23 protein-coding genes and 2 tRNA genes are annotated in these 18,205 nt (G+C 39.8%); all 25 read right to left on the minus strand.

The genetic code is table 11. The annotated features are described in order from the left end of the window. Positions 1-4: 4 nt before the first annotated feature. The 25 genes from P9M13_02525 to mtnA all read right to left on the minus strand — a co-directional run bounded on the left by P9M13_02525 (position 5) and on the right by mtnA (position 18,192). Positions 5-82, minus strand: a tRNA-Glu gene (locus P9M13_02525). Between the two features lie 134 nt (positions 83-216). Further along, the gene (gene cysK, locus P9M13_02530; protein MDP8262162.1) at positions 217-1,176 is read right to left on the minus strand and encodes a cysteine synthase A; all 960 of its coding nucleotides are present in this window, start codon (positions 1,174-1,176) and stop codon (positions 217-219) included. Between the two features lie 17 nt (positions 1,177-1,193). Beyond that, complete coding sequence (locus P9M13_02535; GenBank protein ID MDP8262163.1) at positions 1,194-2,492, minus strand: homocysteine synthase; 1,299 nt, start codon at positions 2,490-2,492, stop codon at positions 1,194-1,196. Positions 2,493-2,512: 20 nt separating this feature from the next. Continuing rightward, positions 2,513-2,953 carry an Rrf2 family transcriptional regulator gene (locus P9M13_02540; GenBank protein ID MDP8262164.1) on the minus strand — a complete coding sequence of 147 codons (441 nt, stop codon included), beginning with the start codon at positions 2,951-2,953 and terminating at the stop codon, positions 2,513-2,515. A gap of 54 nt (positions 2,954-3,007) precedes the next feature. Next, on the minus strand, positions 3,008-3,727 hold the full coding sequence (locus P9M13_02545) for a hypothetical protein (protein ID MDP8262165.1): 720 nt from the start codon (positions 3,725-3,727) through the stop codon (positions 3,008-3,010). A 13-nt stretch (positions 3,728-3,740) separates the two neighbouring features. Next, entirely contained in the window at positions 3,741-4,979 is a 1,239-nt protein-coding gene (locus P9M13_02550) for a glutamate-1-semialdehyde 2,1-aminomutase (GenBank protein MDP8262166.1), read from the minus strand. Continuing rightward, positions 4,969-5,928: a porphobilinogen synthase gene (gene hemB / locus P9M13_02555; protein MDP8262167.1), complete on the minus strand. Its 960-nt coding sequence runs from the start codon at positions 5,926-5,928 to the stop codon at positions 4,969-4,971. Before hemB ends, P9M13_02550 begins: the two co-directional genes overlap by 11 nt. Before the next feature lie 6 nt (positions 5,929-5,934). Next, complete coding sequence (cobA, locus tag P9M13_02560; GenBank protein ID MDP8262168.1) at positions 5,935-6,645, minus strand: uroporphyrinogen-III C-methyltransferase; 711 nt, start codon at positions 6,643-6,645, stop codon at positions 5,935-5,937. Continuing rightward, complete coding sequence (hemC, locus tag P9M13_02565; protein ID MDP8262169.1) at positions 6,645-7,307, minus strand: hydroxymethylbilane synthase; 663 nt, start codon at positions 7,305-7,307, stop codon at positions 6,645-6,647. The genes cobA and hemC overlap by 1 nt, the downstream gene beginning before the upstream one ends. After that, on the minus strand, positions 7,276-8,274 hold the full coding sequence (locus P9M13_02570; protein MDP8262170.1) for a hypothetical protein: 999 nt from the start codon (positions 8,272-8,274) through the stop codon (positions 7,276-7,278). The genes hemC and P9M13_02570 overlap by 32 nt, the downstream gene beginning before the upstream one ends. Next, the gene (locus P9M13_02575; protein MDP8262171.1) at positions 8,243-8,716 is read right to left on the minus strand and encodes a bifunctional precorrin-2 dehydrogenase/sirohydrochlorin ferrochelatase; all 474 of its coding nucleotides are present in this window, start codon (positions 8,714-8,716) and stop codon (positions 8,243-8,245) included. The genes P9M13_02570 and P9M13_02575 overlap by 32 nt, the downstream gene beginning before the upstream one ends. Before the next feature lie 5 nt (positions 8,717-8,721). Beyond that, positions 8,722-9,441 carry a phosphoadenylyl-sulfate reductase gene (locus P9M13_02580; GenBank protein ID MDP8262172.1) on the minus strand — a complete coding sequence of 240 codons (720 nt, stop codon included), beginning with the start codon at positions 9,439-9,441 and terminating at the stop codon, positions 8,722-8,724. Positions 9,442-9,517: 76 nt separating this feature from the next. Beyond that, the gene (locus tag P9M13_02585; GenBank protein ID MDP8262173.1) at positions 9,518-9,739 is read right to left on the minus strand and encodes a DUF2061 domain-containing protein; all 222 of its coding nucleotides are present in this window, start codon (positions 9,737-9,739) and stop codon (positions 9,518-9,520) included. Positions 9,740-9,928: 189 nt separating this feature from the next. Then, complete coding sequence (locus tag P9M13_02590) at positions 9,929-10,699, minus strand: HesA/MoeB/ThiF family protein (GenBank protein MDP8262174.1); 771 nt, start codon at positions 10,697-10,699, stop codon at positions 9,929-9,931. Between the two features lie 54 nt (positions 10,700-10,753). Continuing rightward, on the minus strand, positions 10,754-11,860 hold the full coding sequence (thiH, locus tag P9M13_02595) for a 2-iminoacetate synthase ThiH (protein MDP8262175.1): 1,107 nt from the start codon (positions 11,858-11,860) through the stop codon (positions 10,754-10,756). An 8-nt stretch (positions 11,861-11,868) separates the two neighbouring features. Further along, complete coding sequence (locus tag P9M13_02600; protein MDP8262176.1) at positions 11,869-12,645, minus strand: thiazole synthase; 777 nt, start codon at positions 12,643-12,645, stop codon at positions 11,869-11,871. Between the two features lie 2 nt (positions 12,646-12,647). Continuing rightward, positions 12,648-12,848: a sulfur carrier protein ThiS gene (gene thiS, locus P9M13_02605; GenBank protein ID MDP8262177.1), complete on the minus strand. Its 201-nt coding sequence runs from the start codon at positions 12,846-12,848 to the stop codon at positions 12,648-12,650. 87 nt (positions 12,849-12,935) lie between these two features. Then, positions 12,936-13,298, minus strand: a complete 363-nt coding sequence (locus P9M13_02610) for an STAS/SEC14 domain-containing protein (protein MDP8262178.1) — start codon at positions 13,296-13,298, stop codon at positions 12,936-12,938. Between the two features lie 111 nt (positions 13,299-13,409). After that, entirely contained in the window at positions 13,410-13,613 is a 204-nt protein-coding gene (locus tag P9M13_02615; protein ID MDP8262179.1) for a hypothetical protein, read from the minus strand. Positions 13,614-13,769: 156 nt separating this feature from the next. Next, a tRNA-Gln gene (locus tag P9M13_02620) sits at positions 13,770-13,843 on the minus strand. 41 nt (positions 13,844-13,884) lie between these two features. Continuing rightward, complete coding sequence (gene alr / locus P9M13_02625) at positions 13,885-15,018, minus strand: alanine racemase (protein ID MDP8262180.1); 1,134 nt, start codon at positions 15,016-15,018, stop codon at positions 13,885-13,887. After that, on the minus strand, positions 15,018-15,713 hold the full coding sequence (gene tsaB, locus P9M13_02630; GenBank protein MDP8262181.1) for a tRNA (adenosine(37)-N6)-threonylcarbamoyltransferase complex dimerization subunit type 1 TsaB: 696 nt from the start codon (positions 15,711-15,713) through the stop codon (positions 15,018-15,020). Before tsaB ends, alr begins: the two co-directional genes overlap by 1 nt. Positions 15,714-15,717: 4 nt before the next feature. After that, complete coding sequence (gene tsaE / locus P9M13_02635) at positions 15,718-16,134, minus strand: tRNA (adenosine(37)-N6)-threonylcarbamoyltransferase complex ATPase subunit type 1 TsaE (GenBank protein ID MDP8262182.1); 417 nt, start codon at positions 16,132-16,134, stop codon at positions 15,718-15,720. A 56-nt stretch (positions 16,135-16,190) separates the two neighbouring features. Continuing rightward, entirely contained in the window at positions 16,191-17,144 is a 954-nt protein-coding gene (gene thiL, locus P9M13_02640; protein ID MDP8262183.1) for a thiamine-phosphate kinase, read from the minus strand. A 7-nt stretch (positions 17,145-17,151) separates the two neighbouring features. Next, entirely contained in the window at positions 17,152-18,192 is a 1,041-nt protein-coding gene (mtnA, locus tag P9M13_02645; GenBank protein MDP8262184.1) for an S-methyl-5-thioribose-1-phosphate isomerase, read from the minus strand. Positions 18,193-18,205 lie beyond the last annotated feature (13 nt).

The following is an 18,205-nucleotide window of genomic DNA, read 5'->3' on the forward strand; positions in this document are numbered from 1 at the left end:
CTATTGGTAGCCCCAACGGGATTTGAACCCGTGTCTCAGCCTTGAGAGGGCTGTGTCCTAGACCAGGCTAGACGATGGGGCCACATTTCAAAAAGAAATCGTATACTATCACCTCTTACTTAAGATAGCAATGTCGTTTTTGGATAACAACCTTCCCTTCACCGCCCGCGGTGCACAAAACATTTTCACTGCGGCGGCGGAAAGATTGTATGATAATCAACCGTTATATTTTGTGCCGTTTACTTTTGTTTTGTCATCGAAAAGCCATGTAGAAAGATATCGTTCGCCGGAATCACATTGCACAACCACTATCGTTTTCCCTACTGCTTCTTTTCGTTTTGCAACTTCGATTGCAGCCCACATCAGTGCACCGCTTGATATACCAACAAGGACACCCTCTTCTTTTGCAAGACGCCTGGCAACGAGACCTGCTTCAGCGTGCCCGACTGTCATTATCTCGTCTACTACATCCATATCAAGAACTTCGGGAACAAATCCCGGTCCTATACCCTGTATTTTGTGCGGCCCTGGCTTTCCACCGGATAATATCGGTGAATCTACCGGTTCGATCGCTATAATCTTAATGTCAGGATTTTTTTGTTTTAACGCTGTTCCAACACCAGTTACTGTTCCACCAGTACCGACACCAGCGATAAAATAATCCACTTTTCCGTCCGTATCATTCCAAATCTCTTCTGCCGTAGTCCTGCGATGCACTTCAGGGTTTGCAGGATTATTAAACTGTTGCGGCACGAAACTGTTTGGCGTCTCATTGACCAGTTCTTGCGCTTTATCGACTGCGCCTTTCATGCCTTTAGCTCCTTCGGTCAGAATGAGCTCTGCTCCGAATATCTTCAAGAGCTGCCGCCGTTCAATGCTCATTGTATCCGGCATAGTCAAAATAAGCTTATACCCTTTGGCAGCACAGACAAACGCAAGCGCAATGCCAGTATTACCGCTTGTCGGCTCTATAATAACCGTATCTTTATTGATCAGGCCCTGGCTTTCAGCGGCTTCGATCATCGCTAACCCTATTCTGTCTTTTACACTCGCCAGTGGATTAAAAAACTCCATCTTAGCTAAAATGGTCGCAGGTAATCCCTTCGTGAGCTTATTGATCCTTACCAGAGGAGTATTTCCTATTGTCTTTGTAATATCATCGTATATTTTACTCATACCGCATCTCCTTCGTATTATTTTATTGAGTTATCAAGTGCTTGAGAAATATCAGTTATAATATCTTCTACATCTTCAATACCAATTGATAACCGCACATAATCCTGTGTAACCCCTGCTGCTAACTGTTCTTCCGAAGATAGCTGCTGATGAGTTGTCGATGCAGGATGTATCGCAAGTGATTTCGCATCGCCAATATTCGCCAGATGAGATATAAGCTGCAGCGAATCTATAAACTTCTTGCCAGCTTCAATACCGCCTTTTATACCAAAACCAACAATAGCACCTGCACCTTTCGGTAAATATTTTTTTACTTTCGCGTTTTCACTGCTTGACTCAAGCCCCGGATAAATTACCCATTCAACATGCTCGCTCTTTTCTAAATATTGTGCGACTTTTAACGCGTTTTCAGAGTGTCTGGGCATCCGTAGATGCAATGTCTCTAAACCTTGCAAAAAGAGAAACGCGTTAAATGGCGACATTGCCGGACCCAGATCTCGTAACAGTGTTACCCGCGCTTTAATAATGTATGCAATATTTCCCATTGGTTTTAATGCTTCTACAAAATTAAGTCCGTGATAGCTTGGATCCGGGTCTGCTATTAACGGAAACTTACCGTTTGTCCAATCAAATTTACCCGAATCAACGATCAATCCGCCAATAGATGTTCCATGTCCGCCAATAAACTTCGTTGCAGAATACACAACAATGTCCGCGCCAAAATCTATCGGTCTAAACAGATACGGACAGGAAGTATTATCCACAATAAGCGGCAAACCGTTTTCATGTGCAATCTTTACAAGCGTCTCTATGTCAGCAACATTCAGTTTTGGGTTCCCAATCGTTTCTGCATAGATTGCTTTTGTTTTTGGTGTAATCGCTTTTTTAAATCCTTCCATATCTTCAGATGATACAAAATTTACTTTTACCCCAAATTTTTTAAATGTATAGTGAAGCAAGGTATATGTCCCGCCATATAAATTATCTGCCGAAACAATCTCATCTCCCGCTTGCGCGATATTTAAAAGTGCTAAGGTAATGGCTGATTGCCCGCTTGCAGTAGCGAGTGCGGCAACACCACCGTCTAATGCCGCCATCCTTTTTTCCAGAACATCTGTTGTCGGATTCATAAGCCGCGTATAAATATTTCCGAATTCTTTTAGCCCGAAAAGATTAGCTGCATGCTCACTGCTTTTAAATTGATATGATGTTGTCTGATAAATAGGTACTGCACGCGCACCCGTTGTGGGGTCAGCTTCCTGCCCACCATGCAATGCGAGTGTATCCAGTTTAAGTTTATTATCAATTTGTGTCATGTGTTCCTCCATTCATTTATTTATATTGTGTAATTAATACATTTAACATCTAATTCTTTTGATTTCTGCAACAAGTCATGCAACGAGACTTCTTCCAATGTATCTGCAATCTTCCCGCCCAACATGCCCCACAGGTGTTGTGTGACACGTAAAGACATATGCGCTCCGTGAGCTTGGTTTTGCGCACTTTCGACAAGATTAAAGTTTCCTTCCAATATTCCAACAATGTCTTTCATTGTGACATCCTTTGGAGGTTTGGCAAGCTCATACCCTCCATGTGCTCCACGATGTGATAACACAAAACCAGCCACCCTGAGCGGAATAATGATCTGGCTTAAATACTTTTCAGATATCTCCTCGCTGCGAGCAATATCTTTTAAGAAAACAGGTCCCTGCCCGTAATGCAAACCCAAAACATACATAAGCCGCATACCATACTGGGCACGCGTTGATATTCTCATTGGTATCCTCCTCTACATAGTAACTAGTGTATTTCTTTACAGCAGAAAAAACACTTATTTTTCACCAATTATTTCTAAAAACGTATCTTTTCCTATTTCTTCGATTAAATGACCAAGCCTCTGTCGCGATTTTGCATTCTCTTTAAAGAATGTGATAACTTTTTCAATCACAACAAGCACTTCATCTTCACTATACACTTTTTCTAGCTTGATACCTTCTCGTGGTGAGAGCCCTCCACACCCACCGAGATATACCGCAAAACCAATTTTCTTTTCAGGACTAGCCACATCAACCTGTCCATGGATCCCGATTTCAGATCCCCTTGGACGCGTACATCCATTTGGACATCCTGAAACAACTATCTTAAACTTATGTGGAAGGTCCATCCCGCACTCGATACCTTTTTTCTGAATTTTATCAAAAAGATCAAAGGTATTAACTAATCCTCGTTTACACCAATTTGTTCCCGGACATGCAGTCGTAGCACGAAGGCGTGGACCTGATGTTCCAGCATAAATTCCATTTTCTTCCATGATGTTCTCAATTTCAGATACCTTATCAATAGGGATAAACGGTATCTCTATTCCCTGTCTTACCGTAAGGTGGGTATATCCATTCCCGTATATTTTGGAAATATACGACAACTTCTCAAGCTGCTGAGCTGTATAATTACCACTATCCATACGAGTTCTAAGTGTCACACATCCTTCTTTCCGTGACTGCAAAAACCCTCTTTTTTTCAAATCATCATAATCAATTTTATTTTCTGTCATATCACAATCCTTTTTATAAGTTCTTTATAACCGTATGTATAACTCGTTTTGTTCTCTCAAGATCACTGCGTGTATGAGAAAAAGATATAAAGTTTGCTTCATACTCTGAGGGTGCAAAATATATGCCGCCATCTAATAGTCCCTTATACATCTTTTGAAAAAGTTTCTGAGATCCACATCTCACACTAAACATTGTCCCATACGATGTTGCTTTAATCTTTTTATTATACTTTTTACCTTGATCGTTGATTGTCTGAGAGAGCTCAGCTACCATCTGAGCAATTCTTTTATAACAAGCTCGTAACCGTTTTAACTCAAGTAATGTACTCACTCCTGATGACATTACTATATGATTTCCACCAAATGTTGAAGCTTGATATACATTACCTAACGGTGCAAGATGTTTCATAATCTGGTTTTTACCGCCATATGCACCTATCGGTAAACCGCCACCGATTATTTTTCCTAAACATATAATGTCAGGGCTGACCCCGGCTATGTGTGCAAATGACCCATAGTGAAAACGAAATCCCGTAATTACCTCATCAAAAATAAGAAGCGATTTGTATTTTTTTGTTATCCTTCTTACCGCCCGGAGATACTTCTCGTTTGGTGCAGTAACCCCATAGTTACCCCCTACCGGTTCAATAATCACTGCTGCAATATCATCTCCATGTTTTTTAAATAATTGCTCTAATTTTTCACTATTACCATATTCTGTAACAAGCGTATGTCTCACAAAATCCCGAGGCACACCATCACTTAATGATATCTTCTGTGTTGCCAGGCCTGATCCTCCTTCAACCAAGAGATAATCAGCGTGACCATGGTATGAATGTGCACATTTGACTATTTTATTTTTTTTCGTGTATCCTCGCGCTAAACGGATAGCTCCCATAACCGCTTCTGTCCCGGAATTAACAAACCGTATTTTTTCAATTGGCGGCACAGCATCTATAATCATCTTTGCAAGCTCAACCTCTTTACCGTGTGTGCTTCCAAAATGAAATCCATCAGGAAGTGACGTTTTCAACGCATCCACTACACTCTTTTTTGCATGACCTAATATCACTGCACCAAATGAAAGCACATAATCAATATAAGACTTACCGTCATAATCAAAAAGAGTTGAACCTCTTCCCTTTTTAAACAGGATAGGAGATATTCCCGCGTAACGGAATGATCGCACGGGACTATCTACCCCGCCAACCAGATACTTTTGAGCTTGTATGTGTAGTGATTTATTTGTCATTATAATCTCTAATCGCTAGCGCAATATCTTTTGCATGATACGTAATTATGTAATCTGCACCTGCTCGTTTCATTGAGTGCATGATTTCATTTACCATGCCGTCTTCATCCCAGAGCCCCATTGCGCTCCCATTTTTTACCAATGTATATTCACCGCTTACGTTATATACAGCAAGCGGATGATTATATGTATCTTTTGCTTTTCGGACTATATCTAGGTATCCTAATCCAGGTTTCACCATGACAATATCTGCCCCTTCATCGATATCGCGAGAGATCTTATCCAGCGCCTTTTCACTCCTTCGGGGATCTAATTGATATGCACTTCTATTACCAAATTTCGGTGCTGAGTCAGCTATTTCCCTAAAAGGCCCATAAAAATGTGACGCAAACTTTGCCGAATATCCCATTATTTTTGTATGCGTAAAACCATTTTGATCAAGTTTTTTTCTAATTGCCGCTACCTGACCGTCAGCCATTGCTGAGGGACAAACATAGTCAGCACCGCTTGCAGCATGCGAAAGAGCAATTTCAGATAAGGCATTAAGTGTATCAGATAATTCAATAGTATCAGCGCCTTTTTTAATGATCCCGCAATGCCCATGAGTCGTATAATTACATAAACATACATCAGTAAATATTGTCACATCTTTCAGATGGTTTCTTATTTCTCTTACCGATGCACTCACAATATTCGTATCTGAATATGCTCCCGTGCCAGTCCATTCTTTATTTTTCGGTATACCAAAAAGTAATATGTTCCGGATACCTATTCTATGGAGTTCTCTGACTTCATCAATAAGTGCATCTAGAGAGTATCGGTATATTCCCTGCATAGAAGGTATCTCAGGAGATAACGATAAATCCTCGCGCACAAAAAGCGGATAGATCATATCGCTCAAAAGAATCCCGTTATATTCCTGATTTTGTTTTTCTTGTAGTTCTTGCATATTAACTTACAACCTTTTTTCTACCACCTCTCCGACAATGAATACTGCCGGTGGCTGTATGTTTTCTTCTTTTACCTTTTTTACTATTGTTCCTATGGTTCCCTTAATGTACCGGGCTTTTTTATTGGTAGCTCGTTCAATAAATGCGCACGGTGTTTTTACGTTTCTACCACTTTTACGTAATGCTTTTACTACATTGGCTATATTTCCCACTGCCATGAGATAGACTACTGTCCCACATAACGGTGCTTCTATCACAGCGTTCTTATCTTTTTTTCTTCCGGCAACAAGTGCAACTGACGATACTTTGTTTTTTATCGTAATCGGTATCCCCACACTTTCCGGACCAGCAAGCGCTGAGGTAACACCAGGAATCACTTCACACTCCACTTTTTTTCGTTTCAAATACGCTGCTTCTTCATATCCTCTGCTAAACACAAACGGATCCCCGCCTTTGAGGCGCACTACTGTCTTATATTTTTTTGCTTTTTCGTACAACAGTGCATTGATCTGGCGTTGTTCCAACAAATGCAGTCCATCGGCTTTTCCTACACATATCTTTTCGCATGATTTTCTCAAATGTTTTAATAACTGCGGTGATGATAAAAAGTCATACAACACGCAATCCGCTTTTTCAAGGGCACGCAGCCCCTTAACGGTAATAAGTTCAGGATCACCTGGTCCCGCGCCAACAATGTATACTTTATTTGTTTTCATCACGATACTACTTTCTGCATATACATACTGTTATTTAGAATATTCTTTAGCCTGACATTATCTTCTTTTATCTGCACGGCAAGCGCCCCCTGTAAAGGATGCGGGGTAATAACATTAAGTGGTATTATTTGTGAAATCCTTTTTTCAAGCCCCAAACGCAAAAGCGCCGCGTGAGCAACAATTACAGCATCGTACTCACCCCTATCCAGTTTTTCAACCCTTTGGTCAATATTCCCGCGAATATCTTTTACATCTAGATCGTTACGATATCTCTTTATACTTTCATTACGGTTTACACTGCTTGTTCCCAAAACAGCACCAGAAGGAAGTGTGTCTAATGTATAACCGCCTCTTGCAACAAGACAGTCAAAACAACTGATTGATGGTGTCATAAGAGCAATACTAAGTGAATTTGGCATATTCTCATCTAAATCCTTCGCGCTATGAATAGCTATATCTATTTGGTCATGCAACAATGCCTGCTCAAGTTCGTAGGTAAAGAAATCGGTGTTTTCACGCACCGTTAAGGACGATACCTTATCCTTATCTCCCTTTGTTGCTATTTGCATGACATTAAATATCAACCCAGGAAAAAACGACCTAACTTCTTCTACCTGAGCGATTGCCAATCTACTTGGTCTTGTGCCTACCCGTAAACGCATAATTTCTTACCCCTCGTATACTAGAATCAACTTCATCTTTGATCATTTTCTCAGCTGCACGTAAGGCTTCAGCCACAGCACCACTCTTTTTACTGACAGTGCCTATATCGTCAAGATTTTTTAGCGATACCCCAGATATTGTCTCTACAGTCGGCTCCACATTACGCGGTAAAGCTATATCATATATAAAAAGCTCTTTATTCCTTTTTACACTCACTTCATCCACAGTATGTTTTTTTAGAACATAGTGAGGACACGCTGAAGCACTAATAACAGCGTCTACGTGAGAGAGATACTGTGATAGATCATCCAAGAGTATCGCTTTCCCCCCAGACATATTGGCTAATTGCCGTGATCTGGCATGTTTTTTTCGTGACGCAAAATACAGATTTGCACGCGGATCTTTCTTTTCAGCAAAGAGCCGGGCAATGGTTCCTGTTCCCACGATCATTATTTCTTTTTTACCGATGGTGATCCTTTTCTTCGCTATATCATCTATAATATAGTCTGCAATGTCATACACTGCGCGATACAATCCGGACTTAACCCTTATTATAGCTGCATGCTCAAGTACGGTTTTCCATATATCATGCACTCTCCCGAGAGGTACTGACTGATCTACCCATGATTCAAGCTGATCGTAGATTTGCTTTTCTCCTACAACTTGTGAAAGAAGTCCAGCTGCAAGCCGGATCATATGAGTTACCACTTGTTTATTGTTCGTAATAGTATATCCGTACTGTCCCAATGCCGGCACACTATAGACTAGTTGAGCGATTATCTTCTGTGCGATATCCTCATCATGCATATAAGCATAGAGTTCGACTCTATTGCAGGTAAAAAGCACCGATACATCTTCTGCTATAGTACGCACTTTATGCACGATCTCATCACGATTATGATACACGTTTTCACGTTGTGATAAAGATGCGGTATTATGATCGATTCCGATACAAAATAAACTCATCCCAATTATCCTTTAGATACTTTTTTATATCACGTGATAACTCTGGATCCTGTCCATCTGTATACACGGTAACAAGCACTTCCTTGTGACGCACAACAGCCGGAGATATATATGTAGAGTGCTTCTTGTTATCGACAACATTCACCAATATATTTTCTTGTTGAGCCCACATACTTACCTTCTCATTTACTGCAAGGTCATTCGTTGCTGCAATAACAAGCACGCTTTTTTTAATATCTGACCCGCGCACATTTCGTTCTTTCCACTGCAAGACACCCTTTGTATAAAGATTTGAAAGATACGTGGTAACGGTAGGAGAAACAACCGTTATGTTCGCTCCCGCTTTTATTAAAAGGCGCACCTTTCTTTCAGCGATACGGCCTCCTCCTACCACGACCACTTTTTTATCTTTCAACAATACTGCAATGGGAAAATATTTCATTACGTTTATACTCCAGGAAGTTTTTCCTTTAAAGGACGCGTATGAATACCGCATTCCCCTCCACATTTACTGGTACCAATCCATCTACCGGCACGTTCATTATCATCGCTGGTAATATGTGAACACGGCGCACAACCCAGTGACCGATACCCGCGTGCATACAGCTGATTTACTTTCACCTGGTACACTGCTAAATATTGCCATATTTCCCGTTCTTTCCAAATAAGAATCGGATTTAATTTCATCAGTCCTTTATCACGTTCTTCGACTTCCTGATAGTCTGTGCGTGTACGGCCCTCAGTACATCTCAGTCCGGTCACCCAAGAGTCAACATTCATTTCTTCAATCGCTCGTTTCACCGGCTCAACCTTTAATAGATCACAGCATTTGTCAGGGTCTGTTTTATATAATTGACCCTCTATTGTAACATCATTTTTATAAATTTTTAACTCTGGATATTGTACTACTGTCTCGCTCATGAAATCTATCGTTTCAGTTGGTTTGAATCGCGTTGTCACAATAAATCCACGGATATCCTTACTGACCTTTTTCGCAAGATCCCATACAACAACTGAGTCTTTACCGAGACTATTTGCAACAACAAGCTTATCACCATAAATCTTATAGGCTTCATCGATCAATTCCAGTGAACGATCAACCTTTTCTTTAAAATTGAGTTTTTCCACTAACTCTTTTAAATCAACTTTTTCATTTAAAATACTCATCTTACCCCCTTTTAGTTTTTTTGATTATTTTTTTACTTTTTACTTTTGAGTTTTGATTATTTCACACCCCCTGTAATTAAATTTGATATTCCGGTTCCTTTGTTCTGCCAAAATCCAATTTGTTCCATATTCTTTCGTGCATGTAGTACAGAAATATCTTCACACTGTTTGCACCAATACCCACAATCAGAGACTCTTTGATATCTCCACTGTATATATAGACGGCGATGACGGTTGTCGCAAATGCTATGATTCTCCAGGTCAGTGATTTCACTAAAGATCTTTTTGGTAGATCCATGCATTCCTCCATATATTATTGCATCTATCAACATACTAGTATTTAGTGTTAAAAAAATATGCTACTTCTTCTATCGACTTACTAGTATATTACTATATCTACAGAATTTGTCAAGGGGTGAAATGTATTTTTTTTTGCTATTATTCATAAGCACTTATGGTGTAGATGTTTATTTGTATTAAAAGCACCTTAAAGGCTTGTAATTGATGAGTTCTTTCCACATACCGGACAATTAATATTCTTTTTAAACTCTACCGTTCTAAAGTCCATATTTAACGCATCAAAAATAAGCATTCGGTTTATAAGCAACTTTCCGTTACCAATAATAAACTTCAATGCTTCCGTAGCCTGCATTGTTCCTAACGTTCCCGCAACAGCACCTAAAACTCCTACTTGTGCGGTTGACTGGATGGCGTCTTCTGGCGGGGGACTGTCAAACACACAGCGATAACACATTTCCCCCGGCACATAGGTGAGCGTCTGCCCACCAAATCGCACTACACCACCATGAGAATAGGGTTTTTTTGCTATAACACATGCATCATTAATTAAGAATTTTGCCGAAAAATTGTCAGTCGCATCAATAATAAAATCATAGCCCTTAATTATATCGAGTATATTATTTTGATCGACACGTTTTTGATAGGTTACAACATTTACATCAGGATTTATTTTCTCTATCTTCTCCTTAGCGGATACAACCTTTGGTTTATCTATATCGGGAGTAAAATGTATTACTTGTCTTTGCAGGTTAGTCATGTCTACACTGTCACCATCAGCAATGCCAAGTGTCCCTACACCGGCCGCGGCAAGATATAATGTCGAGGCAGAACCTAATCCCCCTAAACCAATTATGAGCACCTTACTTTCCATTATCTTGGCCTGTCCTTTCGGCCCCGCTTCAGACAAAAGAATATGTCTACTATATCGATCTGACTGTTCTTCTGTAAAATCCATCATACTTTCTCCAATGCTTGCGTAATAAGAATCAATATCCTCTATATACTATATGTATTACATCCAGTCTTTTAATACCGGTTGATACCCTTTTCCCTTTAATAACGCCCTTATCTGGTGAACGTTTCTCTTATCAGATATATCAAACTGTAATGAATTGATTTCCTCGTCACCATCTGCAGTATGCCCACCAACCGCTGTCGTTGACCCGGCAGACATTTTCGTTACTCCCAAGGGGAGAAGATTATCTCTCAAAGATGCTGTTTCGCGCGTAGAAATAGTAATTCCTACTCGCGGGAGATATATACGGAGTGCGGTAATTATCTGCACCATGTTTTTATCTGTTACGTCCCATGGCACTGAGAATGCGCTGTTCATTGTTTGCACTCTCGGAAGTGATATGCTCACCTCAGCCTCAGGATAAGTATCCTGAAGATATTTCGCGTGCATACCCACAAAAAATGCTTCTTTTCGCCAATCATTTAATCCAAATAATGCGCCAATATTTACTGTTCTTATCCCCGCCGATAGCGCTCTTTCAGGAGCAGCCATCCTAAATTCATAATCTTTTTTTGGTCCCTTTAGATGCATTCTACCATATATAGCTCGGTCATACACTTCCTGGTATATAGTAAGGCCATCTATTCCCTCAGCTATTAGTTCTTTATATTCACTCTCTGAGAGCGGATAAATTTCTATAGATATAGATGTGAAATATTTTCTTAAAATTTTTATCGATGCGGCAATATATGAGACCGGACAAGCAGCTCGTAAATCACCTGTTAATACAAGAATATGCTTCAGTCCCGTCTGAGCAATATACCGCGCCTCTTTTTCAAGCTCTTCTATAGTTAACTGCTTTCTTTCTACCGTGTTCTTTTCATTAAAACCACAATAGACACATTGGTTTTCACAATAATTTGAAAGGTAAAGAGGAGTGTAGAGTTGTATCGTCTTCCCAAAGTTCTGAACTGTCAAAGCATGTGATCTTTGTGCGGTTTTTTCTAAATGTTTCTCGGCTAAAGGCGAAAGAAGCCAAAGGTATTGTGAAGACTTTAGATTATTACTGATACGCGCTTGTTCAATATTCGCACTTGAAACATCTCTAAAAAATGAATCAAAATCATAGTTGCTCAATTTATTGTAAATCGTGTAAAAACTCATCCTGCAATTTATGTATCCTCTCTTAAAAAACCGGTCAGCGGAGAAGAAGCTTCAGCATGGTCTTTTACGGAAGGAATCCCTGAAAGATAGGCAAGTCTGCCAGCTTCAATTGCTTTGCTGAATGCAAGAGCCATATTAACTGGATCCTTTGCTGACGCTAAAGCGGTGTTTACTAATACTGCGGCGCACCCAAGCTCCATACACTCAGCTGCCTCAGAAGGATTTCCTATTCCTGCATCAACAATCACCGGCGCTTTAATTTCTTCTACAAGTATTCTTACAATCTCTTTTGTTCTAAATCCTCGGTTACTTCCAATGGGTGACCCGAGAGGCATCACTGCCGAGGCCCCTGCATCAACAATTCTTTTGGCATCAATTAAATCCGGATTCATATAGGGAAGAATAATAAAACCTTCTTTTGAAAGCACTTCTGTTGCTTTTATTGTTTCTTTGTTGTCAGGAAGGAGATATTTATTATCAGAAATAACTTCTATTTTTATCCAATCACCACATCCAAGCTCGCGCGCAAGCCGTGCTATGCGAATAGCCTCTTTAGCATTTCTCGCACCCGAAGTATTGGTCATAATAGTGCATTTTTTCGGTATATAATTTAATATATTCTCGTCTTTCGAGTCGATATCAACGCGCCTTAAAGCAACAGTAACAACCTCTGCTCCTGACACCTCCAATACATTCTTAACAAGTTCTTTTTGCGGAAATTTTCCCGTTCCAACAAAAAACCTACTTGAAAGAGTCTTATTGCCAATTTTTAATAGATCTTGCATACTCATCCACCACCAACGTAATTTACTATTTCAATCGTATCATCATTATTAATATATGTTTCGAACCATTTATCTTTTGAGACTATTTCACCATTATGTTCAATGACTATCGCGTCTTTATTCAGTCCTTTAGACTTTGTAAGAACTGATAAAGTGCACCTCTCACCAATGTTCATATTTTTTCCATTAATATTTATCTGCATTTCGCTATCTCAACCATTACTGCTTAGAAAAATACACCACTTTACGGACGGTAAAGTGGCATATTTAATTTAAATAACTCTAATCTTTTAAGACTTTGTCCAATCCCATGCTTCCTGCAATTGGTCAGTTTTATATGTTTTTAACTGTCCCTGCATGAAATGGCCGCTCACCTTTGTTGACCATTCAATCCATTTAGCATCACTTACGACTGCAATCTTCTCAAAATCATCTTTATGAGACATACCAAATTTTGCATCGTCCCATGCTGCACCGAGCTCCCAACCATGAAAATTTTCACCGAATACAAAAACAAAACGGCATTTACCGTATTCCTTCAATATTTCTTCTAATTTTGGGATCAATACTTCTTTGTAATCCTGATCCGTAAGTTTATCAATGCCTTTTACCCCTAATACATTGCCCTGACTTTCCGGTAAGATCTCGATCATATTCCCTCCTATGCTCTGTGTTGGGAATCAATAGTTGCCAAAAAAGGGGACTGTCCCCTTTTTATTGGTTGCCTAGCAAGGACTTCCTTCGCCCTACTCAGGACAAGCTCACTACTTACTACGTATTAACTTCTCTTTCTTTTCCCGACACCAACCCTTGATTTGCTTTTCTCTTCTCGCTGCATCTTTTTTATCAACATAATTCTCTATATGTAGTATTTCAGGATATCCGTGCTGCCTCTGCCTGTTCTTCACATCAGTCGTTATTCCTGTATAAAATAACTCCCCTTTTTTGCATATGTATAAATACCACATTATAACCAGCCTGAAAAGCGGACTATCCCTTTTTATTGGCTACCTAGCAAGGATTTCCTTCGCACAGCTCAGGACAAGCTCACTATTTGCATTACAACCAGTTAGTTTTTTTTAAAATATTGTAATCAGCCTAAAAAGGGGACCACCCCTTTTTATTGGCTGCCTAGCAAGGATTCGAACCTCGGTTACCTGATCCAGAGACAGGCGTGCTACCACTGCACCACTAGGCAGTCATATAGTATGTGTAATGTATACTAGTTTTAGTCCTAAATCAAGTTAATTCAGACTGAGAAATACACTGATTACTGCTATACACCCTCTCCACCCTCTTACTTATTCCGCACACAACTTCATATGGTATTGTTCCCGTAATACGTGCAATTTCTTCTACTGTTATCTCATTATCCCCCTGCCGCCCTATCAAAACCACTTCATCTCCAACACGCACCTCCGGTATATGCCCTACATCTACCATGATCTGATCCATTGTAACTCTCCCCACAAGTGGTGCATACTCGCCTCTTATTAATACCCGTCCCTTATTAGACAGCAGCCTGTTATAGCCGTCTCCATACCCTAAAGGTATTGTTGCAATAGTTGTCGCATTCTCAACAACATGTGTTTTCCCATAACTTATGGTTCTTCCCGGCCCGGTTTTCTTAATAAAAGACACTTTTGACTTTAATGAAAGTACTGGCTGAATATCATACTTCTTTTTGAATTCTGTGCTTGGATAAAGACCATACATAATAATCCCCGGCCGCACCATGTCAAAGTATGATTCGGGAATAGTTAAAATAGCTGCACTATTGGCCATGTGAAGGAGCGTTTCATTCGGACGTCGATCAGCACTGGTCACTGCTTTAAAAACCGCAATTTGCGATAATGAATACTCAATATCTTCATCTGAACAGGGAAAATGCGATAAGAATCCCTCAGCACGTAAATGCGTTAACTCTTTTATGTCTCTCATAAATTCACTTACATCTTCGTGCCATACACCTACTCTCCCCATACCGGTATCAATCTTCACATGAATTGGAATAATGATACCACTGGCCTTTGCCTCATCGTCTAAGGCTCGCGCCATATCTATATCACACACTATCGGCGTTAGTCGCGCGGAAACAATATCTGCTATGTGTTCCGTAAAAAGCTGTCCCAAGATCAATATATTACAATCAGCACTCAGTGCTCGAACCCTTTTTCCTTCAGATACATTCGCAACACCAAACCAGCTAATATTGTTCTCTAATAGTGATCGAACAACCTCGGTCGCGCCATGGCCGTACGCATCAGCTTTTACAATTGCCATTATACTGACATTTTCACCTACACATCGTCTAATAAAAGCAATGTTATGCTGTAATGACACAAGGTCTATCTCTGCCCACGCGTTTGACATCAACACTCTTTCTTTTTCTTTTTTAATGCTTCTAAACGCCTCTCTTCGGCTTGTGTTTTACGCAAATATATTGGTTCAATCGATTGGTATTCTCTTAAATTCTTTTTTGTCGCATTAGCAATCAGAAGTGCGCTACGAGAAGCTTTCGGCTCCCTGATATACACCTCAAGTCCTAAAGCTTCTGCCTGACTCACATCAGGCCCTACAAATAACGCATTCTTATAATACCGTTTCAATTTCCCAAGTGTTACTATACTGTCTTTTTTGTATTGAATAAGCTTCCCCTTTTCATTTTTGAATATTCTACAGTAATATTCATCACGGCGAGCGTCAAAAAGAACGACTACATATGCATGTTTCGTTAAATCAATATCGGGACAATGTCCTATTTCATAGGCAACATTATCAAATGCTGATACACCATATGTCGGCATAGTAAGAGCAGTTTGTACTCCCTGAACAAATGCTGCACCGATTCGTATACCGGTAAAGGATCCTGGACCCCTGCCAACCACAACAATATCAATATCATTGAGCGTTAATTTCTGCTTACCAAGGAGCGTATCAACTTTATTAACAAGATTTCTTGAATGACTACAATCTTTTGATATCGTAATCTCTTTTATTAATTTTTTAGCTGATACAATCGCTATCGAACCTTGGTTCGTTGACGTCTCTATTCCAAGCACATTCATGGATTTACCCTTTTTTTATTGATATGTACCGACCAGTTTCTGAAATCACTTTCATTTCTACTTTTGTATGTTCTTTGGGCAAATAATCTTCAATCTTGTCAGCCCATTCAATAATCGTTATGCCATCACCAAAAAAATATTCTTCATACCCTAAATCATATAACTCTTGAGGATCACTCAAACGATAGACATCAAAATGATACACTGTTTTTTTACCGTGATATATATTTATTAATGTAAATGTTGGACTCGCTATATACTTATCGGTAATACCACACCCGTAGAGTAACCCTCGAGTAAAGACTGATTTACCCGCGCCAAGCTCGCCAATAAGAGCGATAACGTCTCCGTTACGCAATTTTTTAGAAAATTTTTTCGCAAGAGAAAATGTTTCATTCTCACTTTTTGTTATTGTATGCACAATACCAGCTATAAGTTGTAAGCTATAAGTTGTGAGCTTAAAGCTGTTTTAAAAAACTACTTTTTATTCTTCGTTTTAAAGTGGTCGTATCCCTTATTCTCAGGGATAGTTACACTGCCATCTTTATTTACTAACCTCACACCTTTTTCAGGTGTCATAACACCGATTACCGATACCGGCGTTTTGAAGCTTCGCTTCCATTTCTTTATCAATGTCTTTACTTCATTCTGCGAGACGCTAAACAATAGCTCAAAATCCTCACCATCAGTGAGTGCCTTCTCTATTGAAACTTTCCGGGGACAATTCTTTTTTACCGCTGATGATAAAGGAATGTAATCAGTAAAAATAAGTGCTCCCAGATTACTCGCCTCGGTTATCCTCTGGCAATCTGAAAGTAGCCCATCAGAAATATCTATCATCGATGTAACCGAAAAGTTGTTTGCGAGATAGTACGCTTCACGGACTCTAGGAGTAAACGAATACTGCTTTTTTGCATATGAACCGCCAAGTGTACCGGTAGCCAGAATCACATCCCACGGACAAGCCCCGCTTCGCACAATACATTTTCTTTTATCAACTTCTCCTAATATCGCAATTGAAATTACCATACCCTTTGGTGAAGATACAGTGTCACCGCCAACAATATTTATTTTAAATACATCTAGCCATGAGTTCATACCTCGATAGATCTCTTCACAATACTGTACATTTTCTTGAGGACTAACACCAAGAGACACTACAGCGTATTGCGGAACACCTCCCATGGCGGCTATATCACTGATATTTGCAGCTATCGCTTTACGTCCAATCATATATGGAGACGCATCACTTTTACGAAAATGGATACCTTCTACAAACATGTCGCTTGCAAATAACGTATAGACATTTTTATTAGCTGAGGTAAGAACAGCGGCATCATCTCCAATACCGACTATAACATCCTTGTTTTTCTTAAGCTTATTTTTGAATTTGTCTATTAAACCAAATTCACCAATCTCTGATACCTTCATGTATTTTTTATATCTCCATCACTTTTTTCATGTTTTCATTATAGGGCGGCCACACAATACCTCGTTCTGTCACAATTGCAGTTATAAGCTCTCCGGGAGTAACATCAAATGCCGGTGAAAATGTTTTTATATCGAGTGGAGCAGTTCTCTTTCCAAACCCGTGCGTAATTTCTTCTGGGCCGCGCTCTTCAATCGGTATCTCTGATCCTGTTTCAATACACGAATCGACTGTTGATATCGGAGCAACAATGTAAAATGGTATATTGTGGTGCTTTGCAAGTACCGCTATATTGTACGTCCCTATTTTATTTGCTGTATCACCGTTCATCGCTATCCTATCAGCCCCGACAATAACACAGTCAACACCCTTATTTTTCATTACTGATCCGACCATATTGTCACAAATCAATGTAACATCTATCCCCGATTCTTTGAGCTCCCATGCAGTGAGTCGTGCACCTTGCAAAAGTGGTCGCGTTTCATCCGCATACACGGCAAATTTCTTACCTTGCTCATGTGCCGCATACATTACCGCTAACGCAGTACCCATCCCTGCTGTCGCAAGTGCACCAGCGTTACAGTGAGTCATAACGGTCGCACCGTCTTCAAGTAACACAGCGCCGTTATCCCCAAGTTTTTTACATATTTCTTTATCTTCTGAAAGTATCTCCACAGCCTCTTTGGTTATAAGATCGCGGAGTGATTCAATATCATTTGAGTTGTCATTATCAATCACTTTTTTTATGCGTTTAAGCCCCCAGAACAGATTTACGGCTGTAGGTCGTGATGTTGCCATATAAGATATCGTTTCCTGAATACGTTTTCTAAATTCTTCAATATTAGTACCTTCGTATACATGAGCATCTAAGGCAACGGCTAATGCGCCAATAACTCCAAGGAGTGGGGCACCCCTCACCCTCAGCATCTTAATTGCTTCCCACAATTCTTCACGAGTCTTGCAATTAATATATATCAATTCTTCCGGAAGTTTTGTTTGATCAAGTATCTTTACCGATTTTTCATTCCATTCAACTGTCTTTACCACCATAAAATCTCCTCCT

The sequence above is a fragment of the Candidatus Ancaeobacter aquaticus genome, from assembly GCA_030765405.1.
Lineage (GTDB): Bacteria > Auribacterota > Ancaeobacteria > Ancaeobacterales > Ancaeobacteraceae > Ancaeobacter > Ancaeobacter aquaticus.

Excerpts from the sequence above, each read along its gene's own strand:
- cysK (MDP8262162.1), bottom strand. The coding sequence starts at position 1,176 with ATGAGTAAAATATACGATGATATTACAAAGACAATAGGAAATACTCCT.
- P9M13_02535 (MDP8262163.1), bottom strand. The coding sequence starts at position 2,492 with ATGACACAAATTGATAATAAACTTAAACTGGATACACTCGCATTGCAT.
- P9M13_02540 (MDP8262164.1), bottom strand. The coding sequence starts at position 2,953 with ATGAGAATATCAACGCGTGCCCAGTATGGTATGCGGCTTATGTATGTT.
- P9M13_02545 (MDP8262165.1), bottom strand. The coding sequence starts at position 3,727 with ATGACAGAAAATAAAATTGATTATGATGATTTGAAAAAAAGAGGGTTT.
- P9M13_02550 (MDP8262166.1), bottom strand. The coding sequence starts at position 4,979 with ATGACAAATAAATCACTACACATACAAGCTCAAAAGTATCTGGTTGGC.
- hemB (MDP8262167.1), bottom strand. The coding sequence starts at position 5,928 with ATGCAAGAACTACAAGAAAAACAAAATCAGGAATATAACGGGATTCTT.
- cobA (MDP8262168.1), bottom strand. The coding sequence starts at position 6,645 with ATGAAAACAAATAAAGTATACATTGTTGGCGCGGGACCAGGTGATCCT.
- hemC (MDP8262169.1), bottom strand. The coding sequence starts at position 7,307 with ATGCGTTTACGGGTAGGCACAAGACCAAGTAGATTGGCAATCGCTCAG.
- P9M13_02570 (MDP8262170.1), bottom strand. The coding sequence starts at position 8,274 with ATGAGTTTATTTTGTATCGGAATCGATCATAATACCGCATCTTTATCA.
- P9M13_02575 (MDP8262171.1), bottom strand. The coding sequence starts at position 8,716 with ATGAAATATTTTCCCATTGCAGTATTGTTGAAAGATAAAAAAGTGGTC.
- P9M13_02580 (MDP8262172.1), bottom strand. The coding sequence starts at position 9,441 with ATGAGTATTTTAAATGAAAAAGTTGATTTAAAAGAGTTAGTGGAAAAA.
- P9M13_02585 (MDP8262173.1), bottom strand. The coding sequence starts at position 9,739 with ATGGATCTACCAAAAAGATCTTTAGTGAAATCACTGACCTGGAGAATC.
- P9M13_02590 (MDP8262174.1), bottom strand. The coding sequence starts at position 10,699 with ATGATGGATTTTACAGAAGAACAGTCAGATCGATATAGTAGACATATT.
- thiH (MDP8262175.1), bottom strand. The coding sequence starts at position 11,860 with ATGAGTTTTTACACGATTTACAATAAATTGAGCAACTATGATTTTGAT.
- P9M13_02600 (MDP8262176.1), bottom strand. The coding sequence starts at position 12,645 with ATGCAAGATCTATTAAAAATTGGCAATAAGACTCTTTCAAGTAGGTTT.
- thiS (MDP8262177.1), bottom strand. The coding sequence starts at position 12,848 with ATGCAGATAAATATTAATGGAAAAAATATGAACATTGGTGAGAGGTGC.
- P9M13_02610 (MDP8262178.1), bottom strand. The coding sequence starts at position 13,298 with ATGATCGAGATCTTACCGGAAAGTCAGGGCAATGTATTAGGGGTAAAA.
- P9M13_02615 (MDP8262179.1), bottom strand. The coding sequence starts at position 13,613 with ATGTGGTATTTATACATATGCAAAAAAGGGGAGTTATTTTATACAGGA.
- alr (MDP8262180.1), bottom strand. The coding sequence starts at position 15,018 with ATGTCAAACGCGTGGGCAGAGATAGACCTTGTGTCATTACAGCATAAC.
- tsaB (MDP8262181.1), bottom strand. The coding sequence starts at position 15,713 with ATGAATGTGCTTGGAATAGAGACGTCAACGAACCAAGGTTCGATAGCG.
- thiL (MDP8262183.1), bottom strand. The coding sequence starts at position 17,144 with ATGAAGGTATCAGAGATTGGTGAATTTGGTTTAATAGACAAATTCAAA.
- mtnA (MDP8262184.1), bottom strand. The coding sequence starts at position 18,192 with ATGGTGGTAAAGACAGTTGAATGGAATGAAAAATCGGTAAAGATACTT.